The organism is Streptomyces sp. NPDC039430 (assembly GCF_055639435.1).
Genome location: NZ_JBVKAK010000002.1, coordinates 200,184 through 220,872, shown reverse-complemented (window position 1 = coordinate 220,872; position 20,689 = coordinate 200,184). Strand labels below are relative to the sequence as shown.

The window sequence follows — 20,689 nt, the reverse complement described above, 5'->3', positions numbered from 1 at the left end:
AGAGCGCGGCACTGACACCAACCGGTTGTTGGCAAGGATGCCGACCGCCGGACCGGCTCCCCCAGCCCGTCCGGCGGCCGTCGCGTACCTCCCAGGCCCGCGCCGCTCAAGCCCGCGCCGCCCAGGCCCGCGCCGTTCAAGCCCGCGCCGTTCAAGCCCGCACGCGCGCCACCGACACCACGTCGTAGTCCGTCTCCGGCGTCGGTTCCACCACGTCGAAGCGGGCGTTGGGCAGATAGATACGGTCCCCGTAGACCGCGGCGGTCGTCGGGACCCGGAAGTTCTCGGGGTCGGTGATCCGGGTGACCGCCGTGCCCTTCGTGCCCGCGTCGTTGATCCTCAGCACATCGATGGCGTTCTGCCGCTGCTGCACGGCGTACAGCGTGTGGCCCAGGAGGAGCAGGCCGTCGCCGTTCGGCAGTCGGGTCGGGCCGAGGTCCACGGCGCGCGCCACTCCGGTGCGCGGGTCGACCCGCATCAGACCGCCGCCGTTGGCGAAGCTGTTGACCACCAGCAACGCCCGGCCGTCCGGGGTCGTGGTGATGCCGTTGGCGGTGATGGCCGTCCCCTGGACCCAGTCGCCGGACAGCGGGACGGTCACGATCCGGTCCCCCGGCTCACCGTGCCGGCCGAGCGGGAGTTTGTAGAGCTGCGGCTCGAACGAGTCGGTGAACCAGGCGGCGTCAGGGGTCAGGATCACATCGTTGACCATCGTGGCGTCCGTGCCCACCGTGAAGGTCCGGGTGATCTCGCCCGTACGGAGATCGGCGATCCGGATCTCGCCGCTCACCCCGCCGCACAGGAACAGCCGCCCCCGGCCGTCGGTCTTGAGCCCGATGACGGGGTGGTCGGGGCCCAGCCCCTGGACGACGACCCGGCCGCTGCCCGTCGCGAGATTCGCGCGGTACACGTCGCCGCGCGCGATCGATCCGATGTAGGCGTACGGCTCCGAGCCGATGGCGATCCCCTCGGGCCGGAAGCCGGCGGGCAGGGGGAAGCCGGCGGGCCAGCGCCTTCCGGTGGTTTCCATGGCGGCTGCCGTGCCGCCGAGCGGGGCCAGGAGCGCCGCGCCGCCGATGGCGGCCGCGGCTCCGAACAAACTCCGGCGTGCGAAGGAATGTCGCATGACGAACGTCCTTCCGAGGAATGGGATGCGTCCCTCGCACCCCATCACACGCTCTGGCCACACGGGCGCATTGGCCGGAACAGGCCCGCCCACAAGGCCGGTTACTACCCTCGGACGTCGGCTCTCGCCCTCGCGGCACCCCGCGAAGGAGCGTGCGGAGCACCCGCTCCTTCGCATTAGGCTCGGTCGGTGTGAAGGACGAGAAGTACCAGAAGGACGCAGGCGCAGTGCGGCGCTCCAAGGCGCCGAAGGCACCCACGGCGGCCACAGCAGCTACGGCAACCAGGGCAGCCATGAAGCCAGTCGCCAAGGCCCCGGTCCCCAAGAGCGAGCAGACCCGCACGCTCATCCTCGAAACCGCGCTCCGGCTCTTCCAGGAGCGCGGTTTCGACAAGACGACCATGCGGGCCATCGCCGCGGAGGCCGGGGTCTCCGTCGGGAACGCGTACTACTACTTCTCGTCCAAGGAACACCTGGTCCAGGGCTTCTACGACCGGATCGGCGCCGAACACCGGCTGGCGGCGCAGGCCGTGCTCGACCGGGAGACCGATCTGGAGGCGCGTATGGCCGGCGTGCTGAAGGTCTGGATCGATGTGGCCGCCCCGTACCACGAGTTCGCCGCCCAGTTCTTCAAGAACGCAGCCGACCCCGAGAGTCCGCTGAGCCCCTTCTCCCCCGAATCGGAGCACGCGCGGGACGCGGCCATCGCCGTCCACCGCGAGGTGCTGGCCGGTTCGAAGTCGAAGGTGCCGGACGAACTGGCGGAGCTGCTGCCGGAGTTGATGTGGCTCGCCCAGATGGGGCTGGTCCTGTACTGGGTGTTCGACCGCTCCGAGGGCAGCGAGCGGTCACGCCTGCTCGCGGAGCGCGGCGCGCGGCTGACCAGCAGGGGCATCGCGCTTTCGCGGTTCCGGGTGCTGCGGCCGCTCGTACGGGAAGTGCACGAGCTGTTCGCGGACTTCCTGCCGGGGATGGCTGAGATGGCCGCGACCCGCGCCTCCCGGAAGCCCGGCGGCGAAAGCTAAGTCCTGTCCGGACGGAACCGCGCCCCCTGAGCGCGCCCGCCACCGCCCCGGACCGCCCCGCCCCGCACAGCCCCGCCCCTGACCGCCCGGCACTGACCCCCCGCCCCGCACAACCCCGCGCCTGACCGCCCCGCCCCGGACAGCCCCGGCCCTGACCGCCCGGCCCGTCCAGCCCGCCGTCCGCCCACACGCCCCGCCGTCAGAGCCGGCCCAGCTGCCACAGCCGCCAGATCCCGGTCCCGTCCGACAGATACTGCGCTCCCGTGACATCGTCGCTGCTCAGCACGTAGTCCTTCTTCTGCCACAGCGGCAGCAGCGGCACGTCCTCGGCCACCACCTTCTGGATGGACCTGAAGTCCTGCGCGGCGCGGGCGCGTTCGCTGTACTGCTGGGTGGACTCGATCAGCCGGTCGACGCGGTCGCTCGCGTACCCCGTGTGCAGCGTGGAGTCCCGGCCGACCAGGGGCTGGACGAAGTTGTCCGGGTCCGGGAAGTCCGGGAGCCAGCCGACGGTGTACGCGTCGAACTGACCGCCGCCGTAGCCCTTCTGGAACGCCGTCCACTCCCGCTCGACGATCTTCACCTTGAACAGCCCGGTGGCCTCCAGCTGTTTGCGCAGCTCCGCCGCCTCCGGCGCGGCCGAACCGCCCTCCGCGTGCGCGAGCGTGAAGGTCACCGGGGTCTCCACGCCCGCGTCCGCCAGCAGTTCCCCGGCCCGCTCCGGATCCGGCTCGGGATAGGTGTCGAAGAACGGTGTGGTGTGCGAGGTGATGCCCTGCGGGATGGGCGAGTAGAGCGGATCGACCGTCGAGGCATAGACATTGAAGGCGATCTTGGACCGGTCGACGATCGCGGCGACCGCCTGGCGTACCGCCTTGTCGGCCATCGCCGATCCCTCGCGCACGTTGAAGACGAGATTGCGGATCTCGGCGCTGTCGGCCTCGTTCATCCGGATGTCGTCCTTGCTCGCGTCCAGCCCGGCGATCAGCGACGGCGGCAGCTGGCGGTGGGTGACATCGACCGTACGGGCCTTCCAGGCGGCGGCCAGGTCGGCGGACGTCTTGAAGTAGGTGACGTCCACGGGCCCGCCGACCTCGCCGATCGCGCCCCGGTACCGCGGATTGGGCTCCAGGCGCGCCATGGAGCCGGGGGTGTACGTCTTGAGGACGTACGGCCCCGATCCGTCGGTCTCCGGGCCCGTGCGCAGCCCGTTCGCCGGGTAGCGGGTGTGGTCGACGATCGAACCGGCCCCGGTGGCGACCTTCAGCGGGAAGGTCGCGTCGCGCGAGCCGAGCCGGAAGGTGACGGTCAGACCGTCCGCCTCGACCGACTTGAGCGTGGCGAAGAGGGACTGCGGGCCGACGTCCGCCTTGATGGCGAGCACGCGGTCGAAGGAGTACTTGACGTCTTCCGCCGTGATCCTGTTCCCGTTGGCGAAATGGAGGTCGTCCCGCAACTCGCAGCGGTAGGTGCGCAGTTCGCTGCCGATGAAACCGCAGGTGCGGGCGGCGTCCGGAACCGGCGTCACCGAACTGGGTTTGAACGTCAGCAATGACTGGTAGATGTTCCCGAACAGCGCCCAGGATCCGGCGTCGTACGCGCCGGCCGGATCGAGCGAGGTGACCACGTCGGTCGTACCGACAGTGATCGCCTTCTGGTTGGCGTCGCGGGACGGGAGCAGCTGCCAGCCCCCCACCCCCGCGACCACCAGCACAAGAGAAGTGATGAGTATCCGCAGACGGATCGGCCGCATGTGCTGTGCCCCTCTATCACGCCCACCCCTGACCGTGATGGCGCTCACCCAACCACAAGGGGTTCATGGGCGGAAGAGGAATGCCCGGCCACACAGGAAACGGTCGTGTTAACCCCGCCGGGCGGGGCCTGGGCCCGGCCCGGCCCGGCGAAGGTCTCCGCGAAGGTCTCCGCGAAGGTACCGGCAGGGGTCCCGGTGACGGTCCTGGTGAGGATCCGCCAACGGGGTCTACGCCTGCCGCGAGGCCAGTTCCACGAGCGTGATGTCGGAGGGGGCGCCGACCCGGACCGGCGGGCCCCAGGCACCCGCGCCGCGCGATACGTACAGCTGGGTGTCGCCGTACCGCTCCAGACCGGCCACGGTCGGGTTGGCCAGGCCCGCGAGGAGATTGCCCGGCCACAGCTGACCGCCGTGGGTGTGTCCGGAGAGCTGGAGGTCGACGCCGTAGCGCACGGCGTCGTCGATGACGACGGGCTGGTGGGCGAGGAGTACGGATGCCCTGGTCCGGTCGCGGTCGTCGAGCGCCTTCGCGAAGTCGGGGCCCGCGCCCTCGCTCTCGCCCGCGACGTCGTTGACCCCGGCGAGGTCGAAGCCGGGGATCTCCACGCGTTCGTTCTCCAGGGGCCGCAGGCCCAGTTCACGGATATGGTCGACCCAGGCGTCGGCGCCCGAGAAGTACTCGTGGTTGCCGGTCACGAAGAACGAGCCGTGCCGGGCCTTGAGACCGGCGAGGGGCTCGGCCGCGGGACCCAGGTCCTTGACGCTGCCGTCCACCAGGTCGCCGACGACGGCGATCAGATCGGGCTGGGTGGAGTTGATGGTGTCCACGATGCGCTGGGTGTGGGCGCGGCCCAGGATCGGTCCGAGGTGGATGTCGCTGACGACGGCGATACGGAAGCCATGGGCGCCGCGCGCCAGCTTGGCGAGCGGGACGGTGACGCGCTTGACGCGGGGGCCGCGCAGGACGCCGTACGTGCCGTAGCCGACGGTGGCGAGCGCGGCGGTGGCGGCCGCGCCGCCGACGACGCGCGAGACGAACAGGCGGCGGGAGGGCGTGGGAACGGAAGCGACGGCAGGGGAGGCAGCGGGAGCAGAGGAGGGTGAGACGGCCGGGGCGGACACTTCCGCCGCGTCCGGACGTCCGTCGGATATGCCCGTGCCAGGACGGGTATCAGGACCCGCGCCCGGCCCTGTGCCAGGACCCGCACCCACCGGCGTACGCGCGACGGCGTCCGCCGGGACCTCAGCCCCGGCCGTAACCTCAGCCCCGGCCGTAACGTCAGCCCCCGCCGTGACGTCAGCCCCGGCCGACGCGTCCGCGTCGCCCGACGCGTCCCGGCGCTCCAGCAGCCGCCTCAGCAGCGGGCGTACGGCCTCGCCCACCAGCAGCGCCAGCAGCAGGTAGAGCAGCGCCGCCAGCCACAGAAAGCCCGGCCAGGCCAGCGTCTGCTGCGCCCAGAAGGGCATCCCCGAGCGCCCCGAGACCACGGCGCCGACCGACAGTAACGGCAGCACGACCACGGCGACGGTACCCAGCCTGCGGGCGAAGCCGCCGGGGCTGGTCGTGTCGCGCACCAGGCGCCGCCAGAGGTACCAGTGCGCCCCAGCCACCAGCGATATGGCGGCGAGCGCCCCCAGAACGGTCACGACGACCACGAACAGGCCCCTTATCCCTTGTCCCAGTTGTTCACGGCGGTACCTGCGTTACCTGCGTTACCTGCGTTACCTGCGCACACGGCGCTCAAGACGCTCACGGCGTCGGCTGCTGCTGCTCGCGCTCTTCGCGCTCTTCGCGCTGTACGCGCTGTTCGCGCCGGAGCGCCCGCACACTTCGGAACCCGATGACACCGACAGCCGTCCCCAGAAGAAAGGACACGATGGCGAGCGTCAGGTGCACCCAGAAGTACCCCGTCGGGTCACCGGCGTCGTCAAACGCGAGTCCGCTGCCGTCCTGCCACAGGTTCTTGACGAAAGTGATCCAGATGAACCAGCTCCACACCCCGAACGCGAGCAGGAACCAGGACACGGGGCGGTTGAGCTTCATGGGTTCAGTATCACCGGCGCCGTCCGGTCGACGGCAGCCGGGTCCGGAGAGCGGGCGGCCGGATCGGCGGGCGGTACGGCCGCGGGCGGTACGGCCGCACGCGGTAGAGCCAGTGGGGCTGTACGCGCCGGGAACGGGGCCGATCAGCCCACCCGGGTCGGCGTCGGTGTCCACGCCATGTACGTTTTCGATCGTGTCCGCTCTGAAAAAGACCGCGTTGACGGTCGCCGCCGCCGCAGTGCTTCCCGTGATGATTGCCGTGCCCGCGTCGGCCGACGGCAAGATCGACGGGCCCGACACCAACGGGCCGAAGCCGCCCGTCTCCATGTCCACGGTCGGCGGGGCGAAGCTCGGCCGGGCGGGTACGCAGGTGAACCTCGGCGCGGGCGCGCCGGTCCTGCCCAAGCAGTTGAGCGGCCGGTCCTGGATCGTCGCGGACGCCGAGTCCGGCGCGGTGCTGGCCTCGCACAACGCCCACTGGCGGCTCCCGCCGGCGTCCACCCTCAAGATGCTCTTCGCGGACACGGTGCTGCCCAAGCTGTCCAAGAACGAGGTGTACAAGGTGGGGCCCACCGATCTCGCGGAGGTGGGCGCGGGCAGCAGCCTGGTCGGCGTCAAGGAGAACCTCACCTACTCCGTGCACGATCTGTGGCTGGGGGTCTTCCTGCGCTCCGGCAACGACGCCGTCCACGTGCTCTCCAAGATGAACGGCGGGATCCCCAAGACCGTCAAGGACATGCAGAAGCACGCCGAAGAGCTCCAGGCCCTGGACACGCATGTCGTGACGCCCGACGGTTACGACGAGAAGAACCAGGTCTCCAGCGCGTACGACCTCACGCTGATCGCCCGCTCCGGACTCCAGAAGAAGGACTTCCGGGAGTACTGCTCGACGGCGTCGGCCAAGTTCCCCGGCGACGTGCAGAAGCCGAAGGAGGGCGAGAAGGTCGAGAAGGACAAGAACGGGGACCCGAAGCGCGACTCGTTCGAGATCCAGAACACCAACCGGCTGCTGACCGGCGCCCCCGGCGTCACCACGTACAAGGGCATCGCCGGGGTGAAGAACGGCAACACCACCCACGCGGGCGCGACCTTCACCGGGGTCGCGGAGCGCGACGGCCGGGTGCTGCTGGTGACCGTCATGAACCCGTCCTCCACGGAGGGCCAGGCGGTCTACCAGGAGACGGCGCGGCTGCTGGACTGGGGCTTCTCGGCGGCCGGGAAGGTGAAGCCGGTCGGTGAGCTGGTGCCGCCCAAGTCCGCCCGTACGAAGGCCTCGCCGAACCCCACCGCCGTGGGAGCGGACTCGGCCGGGGCCGGTAAGGCCACCGAGCCCGCCAAGCTCGCGGCCGCGAACGGCGAGGGCACCGGCGGTGTCGGCACGGCTCTCGCGGTCGCGGGCGGGGTGCTGGTCCTGCTGGGAGGCGCGGTGTTCCTGGTCAACCGGCGCTGGCCGCTGCCCGACCTGGTCCGCCGCCGTCCGCGCGGGTAGCCCCGCCGGCGCGGTTGCCGTCGCCCCGCCGCCGCTCGGTCTCCGGCCCGGTGTCCTGCTCGATCTCCTGTCCGGTCCTCGGCCCGGCGTCCGGCCCCGCGTCCTGTCCGGTGTCTCCCTCGTCCGCCAGGTCGCTCTTGCTGGGGGTCGCCGTCCAGGCGGCGCAGAACAGCAGGAGCTTCGCCGTGAAGTTGATCCACAGCAGCAGCGCCACCGGCACCCCGAACGCGCCGTACATGCTCTTCGCCGCCACGCCCTTCACATAGCCGCCGAGCAGCAGCTTGAGCAGTTCGAAGCCGATGGCGCCGATGAGCGCGGCGACGACGAGCCGGCGGCGCGGCGGGTGGACGCGGGGCAGCAGCGTCAGTACGTACAGCAGCAGCAGGAAGTCGGCGAGGACCGCCACGACGAGGGCGGCGGTCTGGAGCAGGACGCCGCCCGCGCCGTTCTCGGGGATGCCCAGCCGCTCGGCGGACCAGCCGACGGCGGTGGAGCCGAAGCCCGAGGCGCCCAGTGAGGCCAGCCCGACCGCTCCCAGGCCGAGGAGCGCCACCGCGTCCTTGCCCTTGAGCAGGAACGGATTGCCCTCTTCCGCGTCGTCCAGTTCCCAGACGGCGCGCAGGCACTCCCGCATCGAGCCGACCCAGCCGATCCCGGTGAGGAGCAGCAGCGCGCCGGCCACCACCCCGACCGTGCCCGCGTTGGCCACCAGGCCGTTGATGTCCAGCTGCTGGGAGATGCCGGGGACCTGCTTGGCGATGGTGTCCTGCACCTGGTCGAGCCGGCTCTGGCTGAGGAGCGCGGCGCCGATCGCGGCGCCGACGGTGATCAGCGGGAAGAGCGCGATGAAGCTGATGAAGGTGATGGCGGCGGCGAGCCTGGTCCAGTGGACGCGGTCGAGCGTCTCGTACGAACGCCAGGCGTGCGTCAGCGTCAGCCTGGCCACGAACGGGCCGACAAGGGGCAGTTTCTTCAGCCAGTCCATGAACGACGTGTACCCGCTGATCGGAAAACAAGCGCGAGCGGCACGACAAAGGCCACAAAGAACGCGGTATGGGGCGATACGGTCACCACCATGTCTGCCGACACCGCCCTCGACACCGACACCCCTACCGCCCTTGACACCGCCTTCGTGGACGACGGCGCCGACCCGTTCGTCTCCCTCACCGGCTGGGGCCGTACCGCCCCGACGACCGCCCTGCTGGTCCGCCCCCGTTCGTACGAGGAAGCGGTCGCCGCCGTACGCGCGACCGGAAGCCGTGGTGCCATCGCCCGCGGCCTCGGCCGGGCCCACGGCGACGCGGCCCGGAACGCGGGCGGCGCGATCCTCGACACGACCGCGCTCGACCGGATCCACGCCATCGACGCGGACACGGGCGTCGTCGTGTGCGGCGCGGGCGTGAGTCTGCACCGGCTGCTCGAAGTGCTGCTGCCGCTGGGGTGGTTCGTGCCGGTGATGCCCGGGACGCGCTATGTGACGGTCGGCGGGGCGATCGGCGCCGACATCCACGGCATGAACCACCCCGGGGCCGGTTCCTTCGCCCGCCATGTGCTGTCGGTGGAGCTGCTGACCGCCGACGGTGAGGTACGTACGGTCCACCGCGGCACGCCGCTCTTCGACGCGACGACGGGCGGGCTCGGCCTGACGGGCGTGATCCTCTCGGCGACCGTACGGCTGCACCGCGTGGCGACCTCCCTGATGTCCGTCGACACCGAACGGGCCGGGGACCTGGACGATCTGCTCGCCCGGCTGGCCACTTCCCGCCCCCGCCACCGGTACGCGGTCGCCCGGATCGATCTGCTGGCCCGGGGGGCGGCTCTGGGGCGCGCGGTGCTGATCCGCGGGGAGCACGCGCCGCTGGACGCCCTCCCCGCGCGCGCCCGGCGGCACCCACTGGCGCTGCGTCCGCTCCCCTTCCGGCCGGGGAACCTCACCGCCGCGCCCGCGCTCGTACCGCCGGGGCTCCTCGGACGGACCGCGGCCGGGCTCGTCAGCGCCCTCGGATACCGCGCGGCGCCGCCGCGCAGGACCGGGGAGCTGCGGCGGCTCGCGGCGTTCTTCCATCCGCTGGACCGCGTGCCGCACTGGAACCGGATCTACGGGCGCGACGGCTTCGTCCGGTACCAGTTCGTCGTCGGAGACGGGCAGGAGGAGGCCCTGCGGCGGATCGTGGAGCGGATGGCGCGCCGGGGCTGTCCGTCGTTCCTCGCCGAGCTCAGACGTTTCGGAGAGGCGGATCCGGGGTGGTTGTCCTTCCCGATGGCCGGGTGGGCGCTGGCCCTGGACCTGCCCGCGGGGCTGACCGGTCTCGGCCCGTTCCTGGACGAGCTGGACCAGGACGTCGCGGCGGCCGGGGGCCGGGTCTGTCTCGCGAAGGACGCCCGGCTGCGGCCGGACCTGCTGGCCGCGATGTATCCACGGCTGGAGGAGTTCCGCGCGCTGCGCGCGGAACTGGATCCGCGCGCGGTCTTCACCTCGGACCTGTCACGCCGGCTGTCGCTCTAGGGCGTGTTGCGAAAGTCCCGCCTGGCCCTCCCGGGCCTTCTCCTCCCCCCACGTCCCCACGTCCCCACTTCCCTGCTGCCCCCTGAGGAGCGATTCACGATGAAGGACGCCTTCGGCACCCCGCAGTCCCTGCTCATCCTCGGCGGTACGTCGGAGATCGGGCTCGCCACCGCGCGCCGGCTGATCGCCCGCCGGACCCGTACGGTCTGGCTGGCCGGCCGCCCCTCCGCCGCCCTGGACACCGCCGCCGCCCGGCTGCGCGCCCTGGGCGCGGACGTCCGTACCGTCGCCTTCGACGCCCTGGATCCCGGCTCACACGAGGAGACGCTCGGCAAGGTCTTCGCGGAGGGCGACATCGATATGGTGCTGCTCGCCTTCGGGGTCCTCGGCGACCAGGCGAACGACGAGGCGGAGCCGCTCGCGGCGGTCCGGGTGGCGCAGACCAATTACACCGGCGCGGTCTCGGCGGGCCTGGTGTGCGCGGGCGCGTTGCAGACGCAGGGGCACGGTTCGCTGGTGGTGCTGTCGTCGGTGGCCGGTGAGCGTGCCCGCCGCGCGGACTTCATCTACGGGTCGAGCAAGGCGGGCCTGGACGCGTTCGCGCAGGGGCTCGGGGACGCCATGTACGGCACGGGGGTGCAGGTCATGGTCGTACGGCCCGGGTTCGTACGGTCGAGAGCGGCGACCGGCCGGCCGGAGACGGGGCTGGCCACCACACCGGAGGCGGTGGCGGCGGCCATCGAGCTGGGGCTGCGGCGGCGCTCGGAGACCGTATGGGTGCCGGGGGCGCTACGGGTGGTGATGGCGGCGGTGCGCCATCTGCCGCGCCCGCTGTTCCGCAGGCTGCCGGGCTGAGTCGGGGTTCCGGGGTTCCGGGGTTCCGGCGCCCCGGAGCGGGACCGGAAACAGGAGGGCGGGGCTCAGCGCAGGAGCCGTGACTCCGCGCAGGGAGGCGGGCCGCTCGACGGGGGTGCGTCGACGGGGGTGCTCTGCGAGGGCACCCCCGAGATCTCTCCGCCACCGCCGAAGGCGTACTCCTGCAGCTTGCGCCATACGGCGTCCGCGCCCTGCTCGTACAGCGCGAACGAGGTGCAGCTCCAGGCCGCGCCGTACTCGGACAGTTCCTCGTAGGCGCGGTCCATCGCCTCCTCGGCGATGCCGTGCGCCACCGTCACATGGGGGTGGTACGGGAACTGGAGCTCGCGTACGAGCGGTCCCGACGAGTCCCTGACCCGCTTCTGCAGCCAGGTGCAGGCCGCCGCGCCCTCGACCACCTGGATGAAGACCACGGGCGAGAGCGGGCGGAACGTACCGGTGCCGGACAGCCGCATCGGGAACGGCCTGCCGGCCGACGCGACCGCGGCGAGATGCGCCTCGATCGCGGGCAGCGCCGACGCGTCGACCTCGGTGGGCGGCAGCAGCGTGACATGCGTGGGAATGCCGTGTGCGGCGGGGTCACCGAAGCCCGCACGCCGGTCCTGGATCAGGCTGCCGTACGGCTCCGGGACCGCGATCGAAACGCCGAGCGTTACGGTCCCCACATCGATCTCCTCAGTCCCGTGGTCCATGTGTCGATGGTCTGTGTCTTCGCCGCCGCCCGCCAGTGTGACGGTCGCACCGCCCGGCCCGCCAGCGGTGGCCGGGGCCGTCCGGCGCGGTGGTCTTCCGTACCGGTGCACCCCACTGACCTCCGGTGTCTTCGCTCCGCGACGGCGCCCGGCGGCACTTCCGCGCCGGTGCGCCGCCGGTACTCCTCCGTACCGCGCCAGTACTCCGTCGGTGCGTGGCCCGTACTCCGTCAGTGCGTGGCCCGCGCCGTCAGTGCTTGGCGGGGAGGAAGCCGACTCTGTCGTAGGTCTGCGCCAGCGTCTCGGCCGCGACCGCGCGGGCCTTCTCCGCGCCCTCGGCCAGGATCGAGTCCAGCGTCTCCGGATCGTCCAGATACGCCTGGGTGCGTGACCTGAACGGGGTGACGAACTCGACCATCGCGTCCGCCAGGTCCGTCTTCAGCGCACCGTAGCCCTTACCAGTGTATTTGTCCTCCAGCTCCGCGACGGTGGAGCCCGTGAGCGTGGAGTAGATCGTGAGCAGATTGCTCACCCCCGGCTTGGCCTCCGTGTCGAACCGGATCTCCGTGCCGGTGTCGGTGACCGCGCTCTTGATCTTCTTCGCGGTGGCCTTCGGCTCGTCGAGCAGATTGATCAGGCCCTTGGGCGTGGACGCCGACTTGCTCATCTTGATCGCCGGGTCCTGGAGGTCGTAGATCTTCGCGACCTCCTTGACGATGTGCGGCGCCGGGACCGTGAACGTCTGTCCGAAGCGGCTGTTGAAGCGCTCGGCGAGATCGCGGGTCAGCTCGACGTGCTGCCGCTGGTCCTCACCGACCGGGACGGCGTTCGCCTGGTACAGCAGGATGTCGGCGACCTGGAGGATCGGGTACGTGAAGAGCCCGACCGTGGCGCGGTCCGCGCCCTGCTTCGCGGACTTGTCCTTGAACTGCGTCATCCGGGAGGCCTCGCCGAAGCCGGTGATGCAGTTCATGACCCAGGCGAGCTGGGCGTGCTCGGGCACATGACTCTGGACGAAGAGCGTGCAGCGCTGCGGGTCGAGCCCGGCGGCGAGCAGCTGGGCCGCGGCGAGACGGGTATTGGCGCGCAGCTCGGCGGGGTCCTGCGGAACGGTGATCGCGTGCAGGTCGACGACCATGTAGAAGGCGTCGTGGGTTTCTTGCAGCGCGACGTACTGACGCACCGCACCGAGGTAGTTCCCGAGGTGGAACGAGCCTGCGGTGGGCTGGATTCCGGAGAGCGCGCGGGGACGATCAGAGGCCATGCTCACCATTCTCTCAGGTATGACCGACAGGTCGGGAACGGAGACGGGGGCCGAGCCGGAACGGATACGGAGCGGATACGGAGCGGGGACGGGACGGAGACACGGCCGGGCAAGGTTTCCTCGTCCTCGCGGCGAGCGACGATAGAAAGTGGGGCCGCGCCCCGCCCGTACCGCACAGCTTGTCCCGCACTGCCCGCACTGCCCGCACTGCCCGCACAGCTGGTACCGCACAGCTGGTCCTGACCGATCGGAGAAACCCGTGTCGACAACGGAGAGTGCCATCGCCTCGGCGGAGGCGCACAGCGCGCACAACTACCACCCGCTGCCCATCGTGGTCGCCTCCGCGGACGGCGCGTGGATGACCGATGTCGAGGGGCGGCGCTACCTCGACATGCTCGCCGGGTACTCGGCGCTCAACTTCGGCCATGCCAACAGGAGGCTCATCGACGCCGCGAAGGCGCAGCTGGAGCGGGTGACGCTCACCTCCAGGGCGTTCCACCACGACCGGTTCGCCGACTTCTGTACGCGGCTGGCCGAGCTGTGCGGCATGGAGATGGTGCTGCCCATGAACACCGGCGCGGAGGCGGTGGAGACCGCCGTGAAGACCGCCAGGAAGTGGGGCTACCAGGTCAAGGGCGTGCCGGACGGCATGGCGAAGATCATCGTCGCGGCCAACAACTTCCATGGCCGTACGACCACGATCGTCAGCTTCTCGACGGACGCGGAGGCGCGGGCGGACTTCGGCCCGTACACGCCCGGCTTCGAGATCGTTCCGTTCGGGGACCTCACCGCGATGGAAGCGGCGATGACCGAGAACACCGTGGCCGTGCTCCTGGAGCCGATCCAGGGCGAGGCCGGGGTGCTGATGCCGCCGGCGGGCTATCTCGCCGGGGTCCGGGAGCTGACCCGGCAGCGGAACGTGCTGTTCATCGCGGACGAGATCCAGTCGGGCCTGGGCCGGACGGGGAAGACGTTCGCCTGTGAGCACGAGGGCGTGGTGCCCGACATGTATGTCCTGGGCAAGGCGCTGGGCGGCGGGGTGGTGCCGGTGTCGGCGGTGGTGTCCTCGGCCCGGATCCTCGGCGTGTACCGCCCCGGAGAGCACGGCTCGACCTTCGGCGGCAATCCGCTCGCCTGCGCGGTGGCGCTGGAGGTCATCGCGATGCTGCGGACGGGCGAGTTCCAGCAGCGCGCGACGGAGCTGGGCGACCATCTCCACCACGAACTGGGCGTGCTGGCGGGCGGCGGCGCCGTGGAGACGGTACGGGGCCGGGGCCTGTGGGCGGGGCTGGACATCGTGCCGTCCCACGGAACGGGCCGGGAGATCTCGGAGCGGCTGATGGACCGTGGCGTGCTGGTGAAGGACACGCACGGCTCCACGATCCGGATCGCCCCGCCGCTGGTGATCAGCAAGGAGGACCTGGACTGGGGCCTGGACCAGCTCAGGGCGGTGCTGGCGGAGTAGGCGGGTGCCCGGTGTCCGCTCGGGGGCGTTTTCCGGGCGGACCCGGGCGTAACCGGGCGGACCTACCCGGGCGGACCCGGGCCGTACTGCGCCGTACGGGGCCTACAGGCCCTAGAGGATCACATGCGGCAGGAAGCGGGCGTACTCGTCGGTGATCAGCCCCGCGGACTCGCGGATGCCGAGGCCCGCCGCCTCGTCCTCGACGACCCACGCGCCGAGCACCACGCGGTTGCCGTCGAAGTCGGGCAGCGGCGCCAACTCCTGGTAGCAGCACGGCTCGTCCCGTAGCACCGGGGGCGCACCCGGTTCGTGGACGGTGACTCCGGCGCCTTCCCGGCCGAGGAGCGGCTTGGCCACATAGCCGCGGGACGCGGCCAGTTCGCGGGGGCCGTCGAGGTGGGAGGGCAGCAGGTTGGGGTGGCCGGGGTGGAGTTCCCAGAGCATCGCCAGGAGCGCCTTGTTGGAGAGGAGCATCTTCCAGGCGGGTTCGATCCAGCAGGTGGTGCCCGTACCGCCGCCGTTGTCCAGGGTGTCCTGGACGTATGGGCCGAAGCGGTCGGTGGTCAGCCACTCCCAGGGGTAGAGCTTGAAGCAGCTGCGGATGAAGCGCAGCCGGTCGTCGACGAAGCGGCCCGACAGCCGGTCCCAGCCGATCTGTTCGACGGAGAGCGCCTCCGTGTCCAGGCCCGCCTGCTGGGCGGTCTCGCGCAGATACGCGACCGTCATCAGGTCCTCGCCCAGTTCGTCGCCGTCGGAGTGCGCGAAGTGCACCGGGCCGGGCGGGAGGAGTCCGGACTGCCGTTTCCAGGCGGCGACCAGGCGTTCGTGCAGGGAGTTCCACTGGTCGGCGTGGGGGAACCGGTCCTCCATCCAGAACCACTGGGCGCTCGCGGCCTCGACCAGTGAGGTGGGGGTGTCGGCGTTGTACTCCAGCATCTTGGCCGGACCCGTGCCGTCGTAATGCAGGTCGAACCGCCCGTAGACGGACGGCAGTTCGGCGCGGCGCCGCCAGGACTCGGCGATCAGGGCGGCGAGCCGGGGGTCGGTGATGCCGAGGTCGGCGAAGCGGTCGTGCTCGACGATGTGCGCGGCGGCGCCCAGACACAGCGCGTGCAGCTCTTCGACGACCTCTTCGAGGGCCTCCACCTCGGGCAGCGTGAAGGAGTAGTAGGCGCTCTCGTCCCAGTACGGCCGCAGCGAGTCGTCCGGGTAGCGGGTGAGCGGATAGATGACGCCCTGTTCCTCGACGATCCGCTGCCAGTCGGGGCGGGGCTCTATGGCGTGACGTTTCATCAGCGGATCAGCCGCCGGTCACCTGCCGGCCTGGCCATCGCTCAGCCGCCTCCGGAGCCGGAGGAGGAGCAGCCGAACCCGCCCCTGTCGACCGCCGACTTGTCGAAACTGCCGCCGTCGACCTTGCCCTTGCTGCTCGAACCGCCGTAGTAGTACGAGCCGCTGCCGCCGCTCTTGCACTCCGAGCTGGGCAGGGTCTGCCGGGTCGTCCGGTCGGCGCACCGTTTGTCCGGGTCCGAACCGCAGGACGTGATCGTGACGGCGAGGACCCCCATGCTTCCGAGCACGACCGTGCTCGACCTCAGCCTCCGTTGACGCGTAGCGGCCATGTGCCCGCCCCTTCCCCCGTTGTTGTGAACACCATAGGTGGCCCCACCGCCCTGTCGTAAAGGCGCCCGCGCCGTCTTTACGGCTTCCGCCGGGGCCGCTACCGTCCCGCGGCGCGCCGGATCCCGCCCTCCGCGGGCAGCCCGGCGGGTGGCGGTTCCGGACGCCGAAGCCGCGGACGGCCGCGCCGTCCCGGCCGTCAGGCCTGGCTCTCCGCGAAGAGCCGGGTGGACCGCGCGAAGGCGGACCGTATCGCCCCGCCCCTGGTCAGCGGGGCCCGGTCCACGCCGGCGAAGAGCGCGACGATCGCGATGTCCGCGGCGACGGCCCGGCCCGCCACCCGCACCACCAGCTTCTTGCCCGCGCCGATGCCGGACTGCTTGGCCGTGAGGGAGACGCCCGGGTCCTCGTTGTCGGCTTCCCGGCGCAGGACGTACTGCTTCCGGTTGACCGCCCACAGCCGGTAGTGGTCGCCGCCGTATCGGAAGTGCAGGGCGCGGGCCTTGTGCGTCAGCCCGAACCGGTCGCGCCGCGGATACACCGTCGCGTCGCCGACCCTGAGGGTGGACCGGTTGAGCGTCGGCAGGTCCGCCGCCTCGGTGTGGATGCCGCTGGTCTCGAACGTCGCGGTGAGGATGAGCGTGCCGCGCACCTCGGAGACCACGCTGCCCGGGGTCGTCTTCCTGGGCAGCGGGCAGGTCAGCACGATCTCGCCGAACTCCGGCGAGGCGCCCCGGTAGCCGGCGCGCCGCTCGTGCGTGCGGCCCTCCTTCCAGAACTCCAGCGTGATCGGGGCGGTGGCGGTATGCATCGGCCTTCGGTCTCCTTCGGTCGAACGGGTTGAGGGTGCGGTCGAACGGATTGAGGGCGCTGCCCAGCTTCTTCGCCCGGCCGGAGGTACCGTCTCCGGTGTCCGACCGGTCCGGCTTACGGCAGCACCCGGCACAGCGCGTCCAGAGCGCCCGTCCACGCGCTGTCCGGCGGGGTGGCGTAGCCGACCACCAGGGCGTCGCGTCCCGGCGGCGCCGAGGGGTGGGAGAAGCGGGACAGGCCCTCCACCGCGAGCCCCTGCCAGGCCGCGGCCTCGACCACCGAGCGCTCGGTGCCGGGGGGCAGTTCGAGGACGGCGTGCAGGCCGGCCGCGATCCCGGTCACGCTGATGCCGGGCGCCCGCTCCGCCAGCGCCGCCACGAGCTGGTCGCGGCGGCGCCGGTAGCGCAGCCGCATGGACCGGACATGACGGTCGTACGCGCCCGAGGCGAGGAACTCCGCGAGCGTGAGCTGGTCCAGCGCGCTCGACGCCCACTCCGCCTCGCCCTTCGCCGCCACCACCTCGCCGACCAGCTCGTCGGGCAGTACCAGCCAGCCGAGCCGCAGCCCCGGCGCCAGGGACTTGCTCGCCGTGCCGAAGTACACGACCCGCTCGGGGTCGAGCCCTTGGAGCGCGCCGACGGGCTGTCGGTCGAACCGGAACTCCCCGTCGTAGTCGTCCTCCAGGATCAGCCCGCCCGTACGGCGCGCCCAGTCCACGGCCGCCGCGCGCCGGTCGGGGTGGAGCGCCACGCCCGTCGGGAACTGGTGCGCGGGCGTCAGCAGCACCGCGCCCACGCCACGGGCGGCCGCCGGGTCCGGCGGGTCGGCCAGGTCCTCGGTGCGCGTGCCGAGCGCGTCCAGGGCGAGCGCGGGGGTCCGCAGCCCGGCTCGGGTCAGCAGGTCCCGGTGTACGTCGAGGCCGTACGACTCGGTGGCCACCGCCCGCACCCGGCGCGCGGCCAGGACCGTCCCGAGGAGCGTCAGCCCGTGGACGAAGCCCGCGCACACCACGATCCGCCCGGGGTCGGCGTACACACCGCGCGCCCGCGCCAGGTAGTCGGCGAGTACGGTACGCAGCTCGGTCCGGCCCCGCGGGTCGCCGTACCCGAACGCTTCGTGCGGCGCGGCCGTCAGCGCGCGGCGGGCGGCCGTGAGCCACTGCGCCCGGGGGAACGCGGCGAGGTCGGGGGTGCCCGGCATCAGGTTGTACGCGGGCCCGCGGCGTACCGGCCGCGTTCTGGGCGCGGCGGGCGCGGGTCTGCGGGGCGCGGCGCGCCTGGCCACCTGGGTCCCCGAGCCCTGCCGCGCGGTGAGCCAGCCCTCGGCGACCAGCTCGGCGTACGCGTCGGCGACGGTGTTGCGTGCGATGCCCAGATCGGCGGCGAGCGAGCGGGAGGACGGCAGGCGGGTGCCGGGCGTGAGGCGGCCCGTACGGACGGCGTCGCGCAGGGCGTCCATGAGCCCGGAACGCAGTCCTGAGCCCGGTCCTGAGCCGGGTCCTGAGCGCGGTCCTGAGCCGGGTCCTGACCCGCGCAGCTCCAGATGCAGATCGACACCGGCGATCCGCGTATTGGCCCAGGAATCCGTCATGGAAATGGACCATACTGCTGTGCCACTGGGCGCGTAGCGTCGTACACATGACGACGACAGAGACGACGACAGAGACGACGACAGAGACGACGGCAGACACGGCGACGACAGACACGGCGAACGCCTCCGAGGGAGCCGAGGGGACCAAGGGATACGCCCCGGAGCACAGCCCCCGCCTGGACATGGCCAAGCTCGCCCCCGAGGTCTACAAGGCCATGGTCCGGCTGGACGCGGCGGCCCGGCGGGGCGTGGATCCGACCCTGCTCGAACTGGTCAAGATCCGTGCCTCCCAGCTCAACCACTGCGCGTTCTGCCTCGACATGCACTCGAAGGACGCGCTGGCGGCGGGCGAGTCGGTGGAGCGGATCATCCAGCTCAGCGCCTGGGAGGAGTCGCGGCACTTCTACACGCCGAAGGAGATCGCGGCGATCGAGCTGACCGAGGCGGTCACCGTGCTGACCGACGGTTTCGTGCCGGACGAGGTGTACGAGCGGGCCGCGGCCCACTTCGACGAGACCGAGCTGGCCCATCTGATCTCCGCGATCACGGTGATCAACGCCTGGAACCGGTTCGGGGTGACCACCCGGATGGCCCCGGGCCACTACACGCCCGGCCAGTTCAAGCACTGATGACGGCCCTGGCCTTCCGCGCCCTGCACCACGGCCGCGCCGCCGCCGACCCGCTGGTCCTGCCGGGCCCGTGGGACGCGGCCAGCGCCCGCGTCTTCGCCGACGCGGGCTTTCCCGCCCTCGCCACGCCGAGCGCGGGGGTCGCGGCGTCGCTCGGTTACGAGGACGGCGCGACCCCTCCCGACGAGATGTTCGCCGCGATCGCGCGCATCGCCCGCGCCGTCTCCGTACCGGTATCGGCGGACGTGGAGGACGGCTACGGCCTCTCCCCCCGCGAGCTGACCGGGCGCCTGCTGGACGCGGGCGCGGTCGGCTGCAATCTGGAGGACTCCTCCGACGGCGCCCTCAAGGACCCGCACCGGCACGCGGACTGGCTGGCGGAGGTACGGGCCGCGGCGGGCGACGCCCTCTTCATCAACGCGCGCGTCGACACGTTCATCCGGGGCGTCGACGACCCGGCGGAGGCGGTGGCGCGGGCCCGGCTCTATGTGGCGGCGGGCGCGGACTGCGTCTACCCGATCGCCGCGCCACCCGAGGCGCTGCCCGCGCTGCGGACGGGCATCGAGGGCCCGCTCAACACGATCGCTCTCCCGACGGGCCCGCCCCCGGCCGAGCTGGGCACCCTGGGCGCGACCCGCGTCACCTTCGGCCCGCTCCTGCAACGACGCGCGATGACGGCGCTCAGGGAGATCGCGGACCACCTCCCGCACCCGGCCGGCTGAGGACACCGGACTGAGCCTCGGTGCCCGACCGCTACAGCCCGCCCTGCCGAACCGGGGCGGACGCGCCCGGCGACGGGCCTGTCCGTCGCCGGGCCGCCGTCGTCTACTTCTTCGTGAGCCACTTCTTCCAGGTCGGACCGTTCGTTTTGACCCACTTCGCGGCCGCTTCCTCCGGGGAGAGTTTCTGTTCCGCGATCATCAGGGCGACCTCGTTCTGCTGCTCGGTCGTCCAGGTGAAGTTCTCCAGGAACCGTGCCGCGCTCCCGCCCTTCTCCGCGAAGTCCGCGTTGAGGAACTTCTGGAGCGGGGTGTGCGGGTAGGCGCAGGCGACCTTCTCGGGGTCGGCGTCGCAGCCCTCCTTGTACGCCGGGAGCTTCACCTCCGTCATCGGCACCTTCTGGAAAAGCCACTGCGGCTTGTACCAGTAGGTGAGGAAGGGCTTCTTCTCCTTGGCGAACTGCTTGATCTGGGTGATCTGCGCCGCCTCCGAGCCCGCGAAGACGACCTGGTAGTCGAGATCCAGGTTGTTCACCAGCGCCTTGTCGTTGGTGACGTACGACGGTGAGCCGTCGAGCAGTTGTCCCTTGCCGCCGCTCTCGGCGGTGCGGAGCTGGGAGGCGTACTTGTTGAGGTTGCGCCAGTCCGTGACGTCCGGGTGGCGCTCGGCGAAGTACGTCGGTACGAACCAGCCGATGTGGCCGGTGACCCCGAGGCCGCCGCCCGGTGCGATCGTCTTCTTCTCGTCGACGTACCGCGCTTCCTGATCCGGGTGGCCCCAGTCCTCCAGGATGGCGTCGACCCGGCCCTGACTGAGGGCGTCCCAGGCGGGGACCTCGTCGATCTGGACGGTGTCCACGCGGTAGCCCAGCTCGTGTTCGAGCAGATACGACGCCACGGCCACATTGGCCTGGGCGCCGACCCAGGACTGCACGGAGAGGGTGACGGTCTTCGCGCCCTGCGCGTTGGCGTACGGGGACGCCTGCTTGGTCATGTCGGCCGCGCCGCAGCCGGTGACGGCGAGCAGGGCGCCCGCCGAGGCGAGAGCCAGAGCGGCGTGTGTACGGGTACGAGCCAT

The 20,689-nt window shown here is 71.5% G+C and carries 19 protein-coding genes; 7 read left to right on the top strand and 12 right to left on the bottom strand.

Translation table 11 applies throughout. The features are described from left to right. Positions 1 to 151 precede the first annotated feature (151 nt). The gene (locus ACZ7LS_RS05950) at positions 152 to 1,126 is read right to left on the bottom strand and encodes an SMP-30/gluconolactonase/LRE family protein (RefSeq protein ID WP_385131910.1); all 975 of its coding nucleotides are present in this window, start codon (positions 1,124 to 1,126) and stop codon (positions 152 to 154) included. Positions 1,127 to 1,419: 293 nt separating this feature from the next. On the opposite strand from ACZ7LS_RS05950, the gene ACZ7LS_RS05945 reads away from it, so the two are divergent. Further along, positions 1,420 to 2,151 (top strand): TetR/AcrR family transcriptional regulator, encoded by a 732-nt coding sequence (locus ACZ7LS_RS05945; RefSeq protein WP_385131907.1) that lies wholly within the window; start codon positions 1,420 to 1,422, stop codon positions 2,149 to 2,151. 199 nt (positions 2,152 to 2,350) lie between these two features. On the opposite strand, the gene ACZ7LS_RS05940 is transcribed toward ACZ7LS_RS05945, so the two are convergent. The 3 genes from ACZ7LS_RS05940 to ACZ7LS_RS05930 form a co-directional block, all read right to left on the bottom strand. Then, a complete protein-coding gene (locus tag ACZ7LS_RS05940; protein WP_385131904.1) occupies positions 2,351 to 3,904 on the bottom strand; it encodes an ABC transporter substrate-binding protein in 1,554 nt (517 codons plus the stop codon). 228 nt (positions 3,905 to 4,132) lie between these two features. After that, positions 4,133 to 5,560 (bottom strand): metallophosphoesterase, encoded by a 1,428-nt coding sequence (locus ACZ7LS_RS05935; RefSeq protein ID WP_385131901.1) that lies wholly within the window; start codon positions 5,558 to 5,560, stop codon positions 4,133 to 4,135. A 94-nt stretch (positions 5,561 to 5,654) separates the two neighbouring features. Further along, on the bottom strand, positions 5,655 to 5,948 hold the full coding sequence (locus ACZ7LS_RS05930; RefSeq protein ID WP_385131898.1) for an SCO4848 family membrane protein: 294 nt from the start codon (positions 5,946 to 5,948) through the stop codon (positions 5,655 to 5,657). Positions 5,949 to 6,141: 193 nt separating this feature from the next. Here ACZ7LS_RS05930 and ACZ7LS_RS05925 point away from each other — a divergent pair, with 193 nt between their 5' ends. Next, positions 6,142 to 7,437: a D-alanyl-D-alanine carboxypeptidase family protein gene (locus tag ACZ7LS_RS05925; protein ID WP_469449677.1), complete on the top strand. Its 1,296-nt coding sequence runs from the start codon at positions 6,142 to 6,144 to the stop codon at positions 7,435 to 7,437. On the opposite strand, the gene ACZ7LS_RS05920 is transcribed toward ACZ7LS_RS05925, so the two are convergent. Beyond that, the gene (locus ACZ7LS_RS05920) at positions 7,385 to 8,422 is read right to left on the bottom strand and encodes a YihY/virulence factor BrkB family protein (protein ID WP_385131895.1); all 1,038 of its coding nucleotides are present in this window, start codon (positions 8,420 to 8,422) and stop codon (positions 7,385 to 7,387) included. The genes ACZ7LS_RS05925 and ACZ7LS_RS05920 overlap by 53 nt on opposite strands. Positions 8,423 to 8,512: 90 nt before the next feature. Here ACZ7LS_RS05920 and ACZ7LS_RS05915 point away from each other — a divergent pair, with 90 nt between their 5' ends. Further along, positions 8,513 to 9,943, top strand: coding sequence for an FAD-binding oxidoreductase (locus tag ACZ7LS_RS05915; protein WP_382876771.1), 1,431 nt, complete (start codon positions 8,513 to 8,515; stop codon positions 9,941 to 9,943). Positions 9,944 to 10,042: 99 nt separating this feature from the next. Next, positions 10,043 to 10,798: a decaprenylphospho-beta-D-erythro-pentofuranosid-2-ulose 2-reductase gene (locus ACZ7LS_RS05910; protein WP_382668232.1), complete on the top strand. Its 756-nt coding sequence runs from the start codon at positions 10,043 to 10,045 to the stop codon at positions 10,796 to 10,798. A gap of 65 nt (positions 10,799 to 10,863) precedes the next feature. Here ACZ7LS_RS05910 and ACZ7LS_RS05905 read toward each other — a convergent pair whose 3' ends face one another. Both ACZ7LS_RS05905 and trpS read right to left on the bottom strand, forming a co-directional pair. Continuing rightward, positions 10,864 to 11,484 carry a 2'-5' RNA ligase family protein gene (locus ACZ7LS_RS05905; protein ID WP_382520726.1) on the bottom strand — a complete coding sequence of 207 codons (621 nt, stop codon included), beginning with the start codon at positions 11,482 to 11,484 and terminating at the stop codon, positions 10,864 to 10,866. Positions 11,485 to 11,761: 277 nt separating this feature from the next. After that, positions 11,762 to 12,775: a tryptophan--tRNA ligase gene (trpS, locus tag ACZ7LS_RS05900; protein ID WP_385131891.1), complete on the bottom strand. Its 1,014-nt coding sequence runs from the start codon at positions 12,773 to 12,775 to the stop codon at positions 11,762 to 11,764. Between the two features lie 259 nt (positions 12,776 to 13,034). On the opposite strand from trpS, the gene rocD reads away from it, so the two are divergent. Further along, entirely contained in the window at positions 13,035 to 14,240 is a 1,206-nt protein-coding gene (rocD, locus tag ACZ7LS_RS05895) for an ornithine--oxo-acid transaminase (RefSeq protein WP_382520571.1), read from the top strand. Between the two features lie 111 nt (positions 14,241 to 14,351). Here rocD and ACZ7LS_RS05890 read toward each other — a convergent pair whose 3' ends face one another. The 4 genes from ACZ7LS_RS05890 to pdxR all read right to left on the bottom strand — a co-directional run bounded on the left by ACZ7LS_RS05890 (position 14,352) and on the right by pdxR (position 18,263). Beyond that, a complete protein-coding gene (locus ACZ7LS_RS05890) occupies positions 14,352 to 15,533 on the bottom strand; it encodes a glutathionylspermidine synthase family protein (protein WP_385131888.1) in 1,182 nt (393 codons plus the stop codon). 41 nt (positions 15,534 to 15,574) lie between these two features. Beyond that, positions 15,575 to 15,862 (bottom strand): hypothetical protein, encoded by a 288-nt coding sequence (locus tag ACZ7LS_RS05885; RefSeq protein ID WP_382520567.1) that lies wholly within the window; start codon positions 15,860 to 15,862, stop codon positions 15,575 to 15,577. 197 nt (positions 15,863 to 16,059) lie between these two features. After that, the gene (locus ACZ7LS_RS05880) at positions 16,060 to 16,671 is read right to left on the bottom strand and encodes a hypothetical protein (protein WP_385131886.1); all 612 of its coding nucleotides are present in this window, start codon (positions 16,669 to 16,671) and stop codon (positions 16,060 to 16,062) included. 116 nt (positions 16,672 to 16,787) lie between these two features. Then, entirely contained in the window at positions 16,788 to 18,263 is a 1,476-nt protein-coding gene (gene pdxR / locus ACZ7LS_RS05875) for a MocR-like pyridoxine biosynthesis transcription factor PdxR (RefSeq protein ID WP_385131883.1), read from the bottom strand. A gap of 47 nt (positions 18,264 to 18,310) precedes the next feature. On the opposite strand from pdxR, the gene ACZ7LS_RS05870 reads away from it, so the two are divergent. Both ACZ7LS_RS05870 and ACZ7LS_RS05865 read left to right on the top strand, forming a co-directional pair. Beyond that, positions 18,311 to 18,892: a carboxymuconolactone decarboxylase family protein gene (locus ACZ7LS_RS05870; RefSeq protein WP_385131880.1), complete on the top strand. Its 582-nt coding sequence runs from the start codon at positions 18,311 to 18,313 to the stop codon at positions 18,890 to 18,892. Next, entirely contained in the window at positions 18,892 to 19,614 is a 723-nt protein-coding gene (locus tag ACZ7LS_RS05865) for an isocitrate lyase/PEP mutase family protein (RefSeq protein WP_382520559.1), read from the top strand. The genes ACZ7LS_RS05870 and ACZ7LS_RS05865 overlap by 1 nt, the downstream gene beginning before the upstream one ends. 103 nt (positions 19,615 to 19,717) lie before the next feature. Here the strand turns inward: ACZ7LS_RS05865 and ACZ7LS_RS05860 are convergent, their stop codons facing one another. Beyond that, the gene (locus ACZ7LS_RS05860; RefSeq protein ID WP_385131876.1) at positions 19,718 to 20,689 is read right to left on the bottom strand and encodes an ABC transporter substrate-binding protein; all 972 of its coding nucleotides are present in this window, start codon (positions 20,687 to 20,689) and stop codon (positions 19,718 to 19,720) included.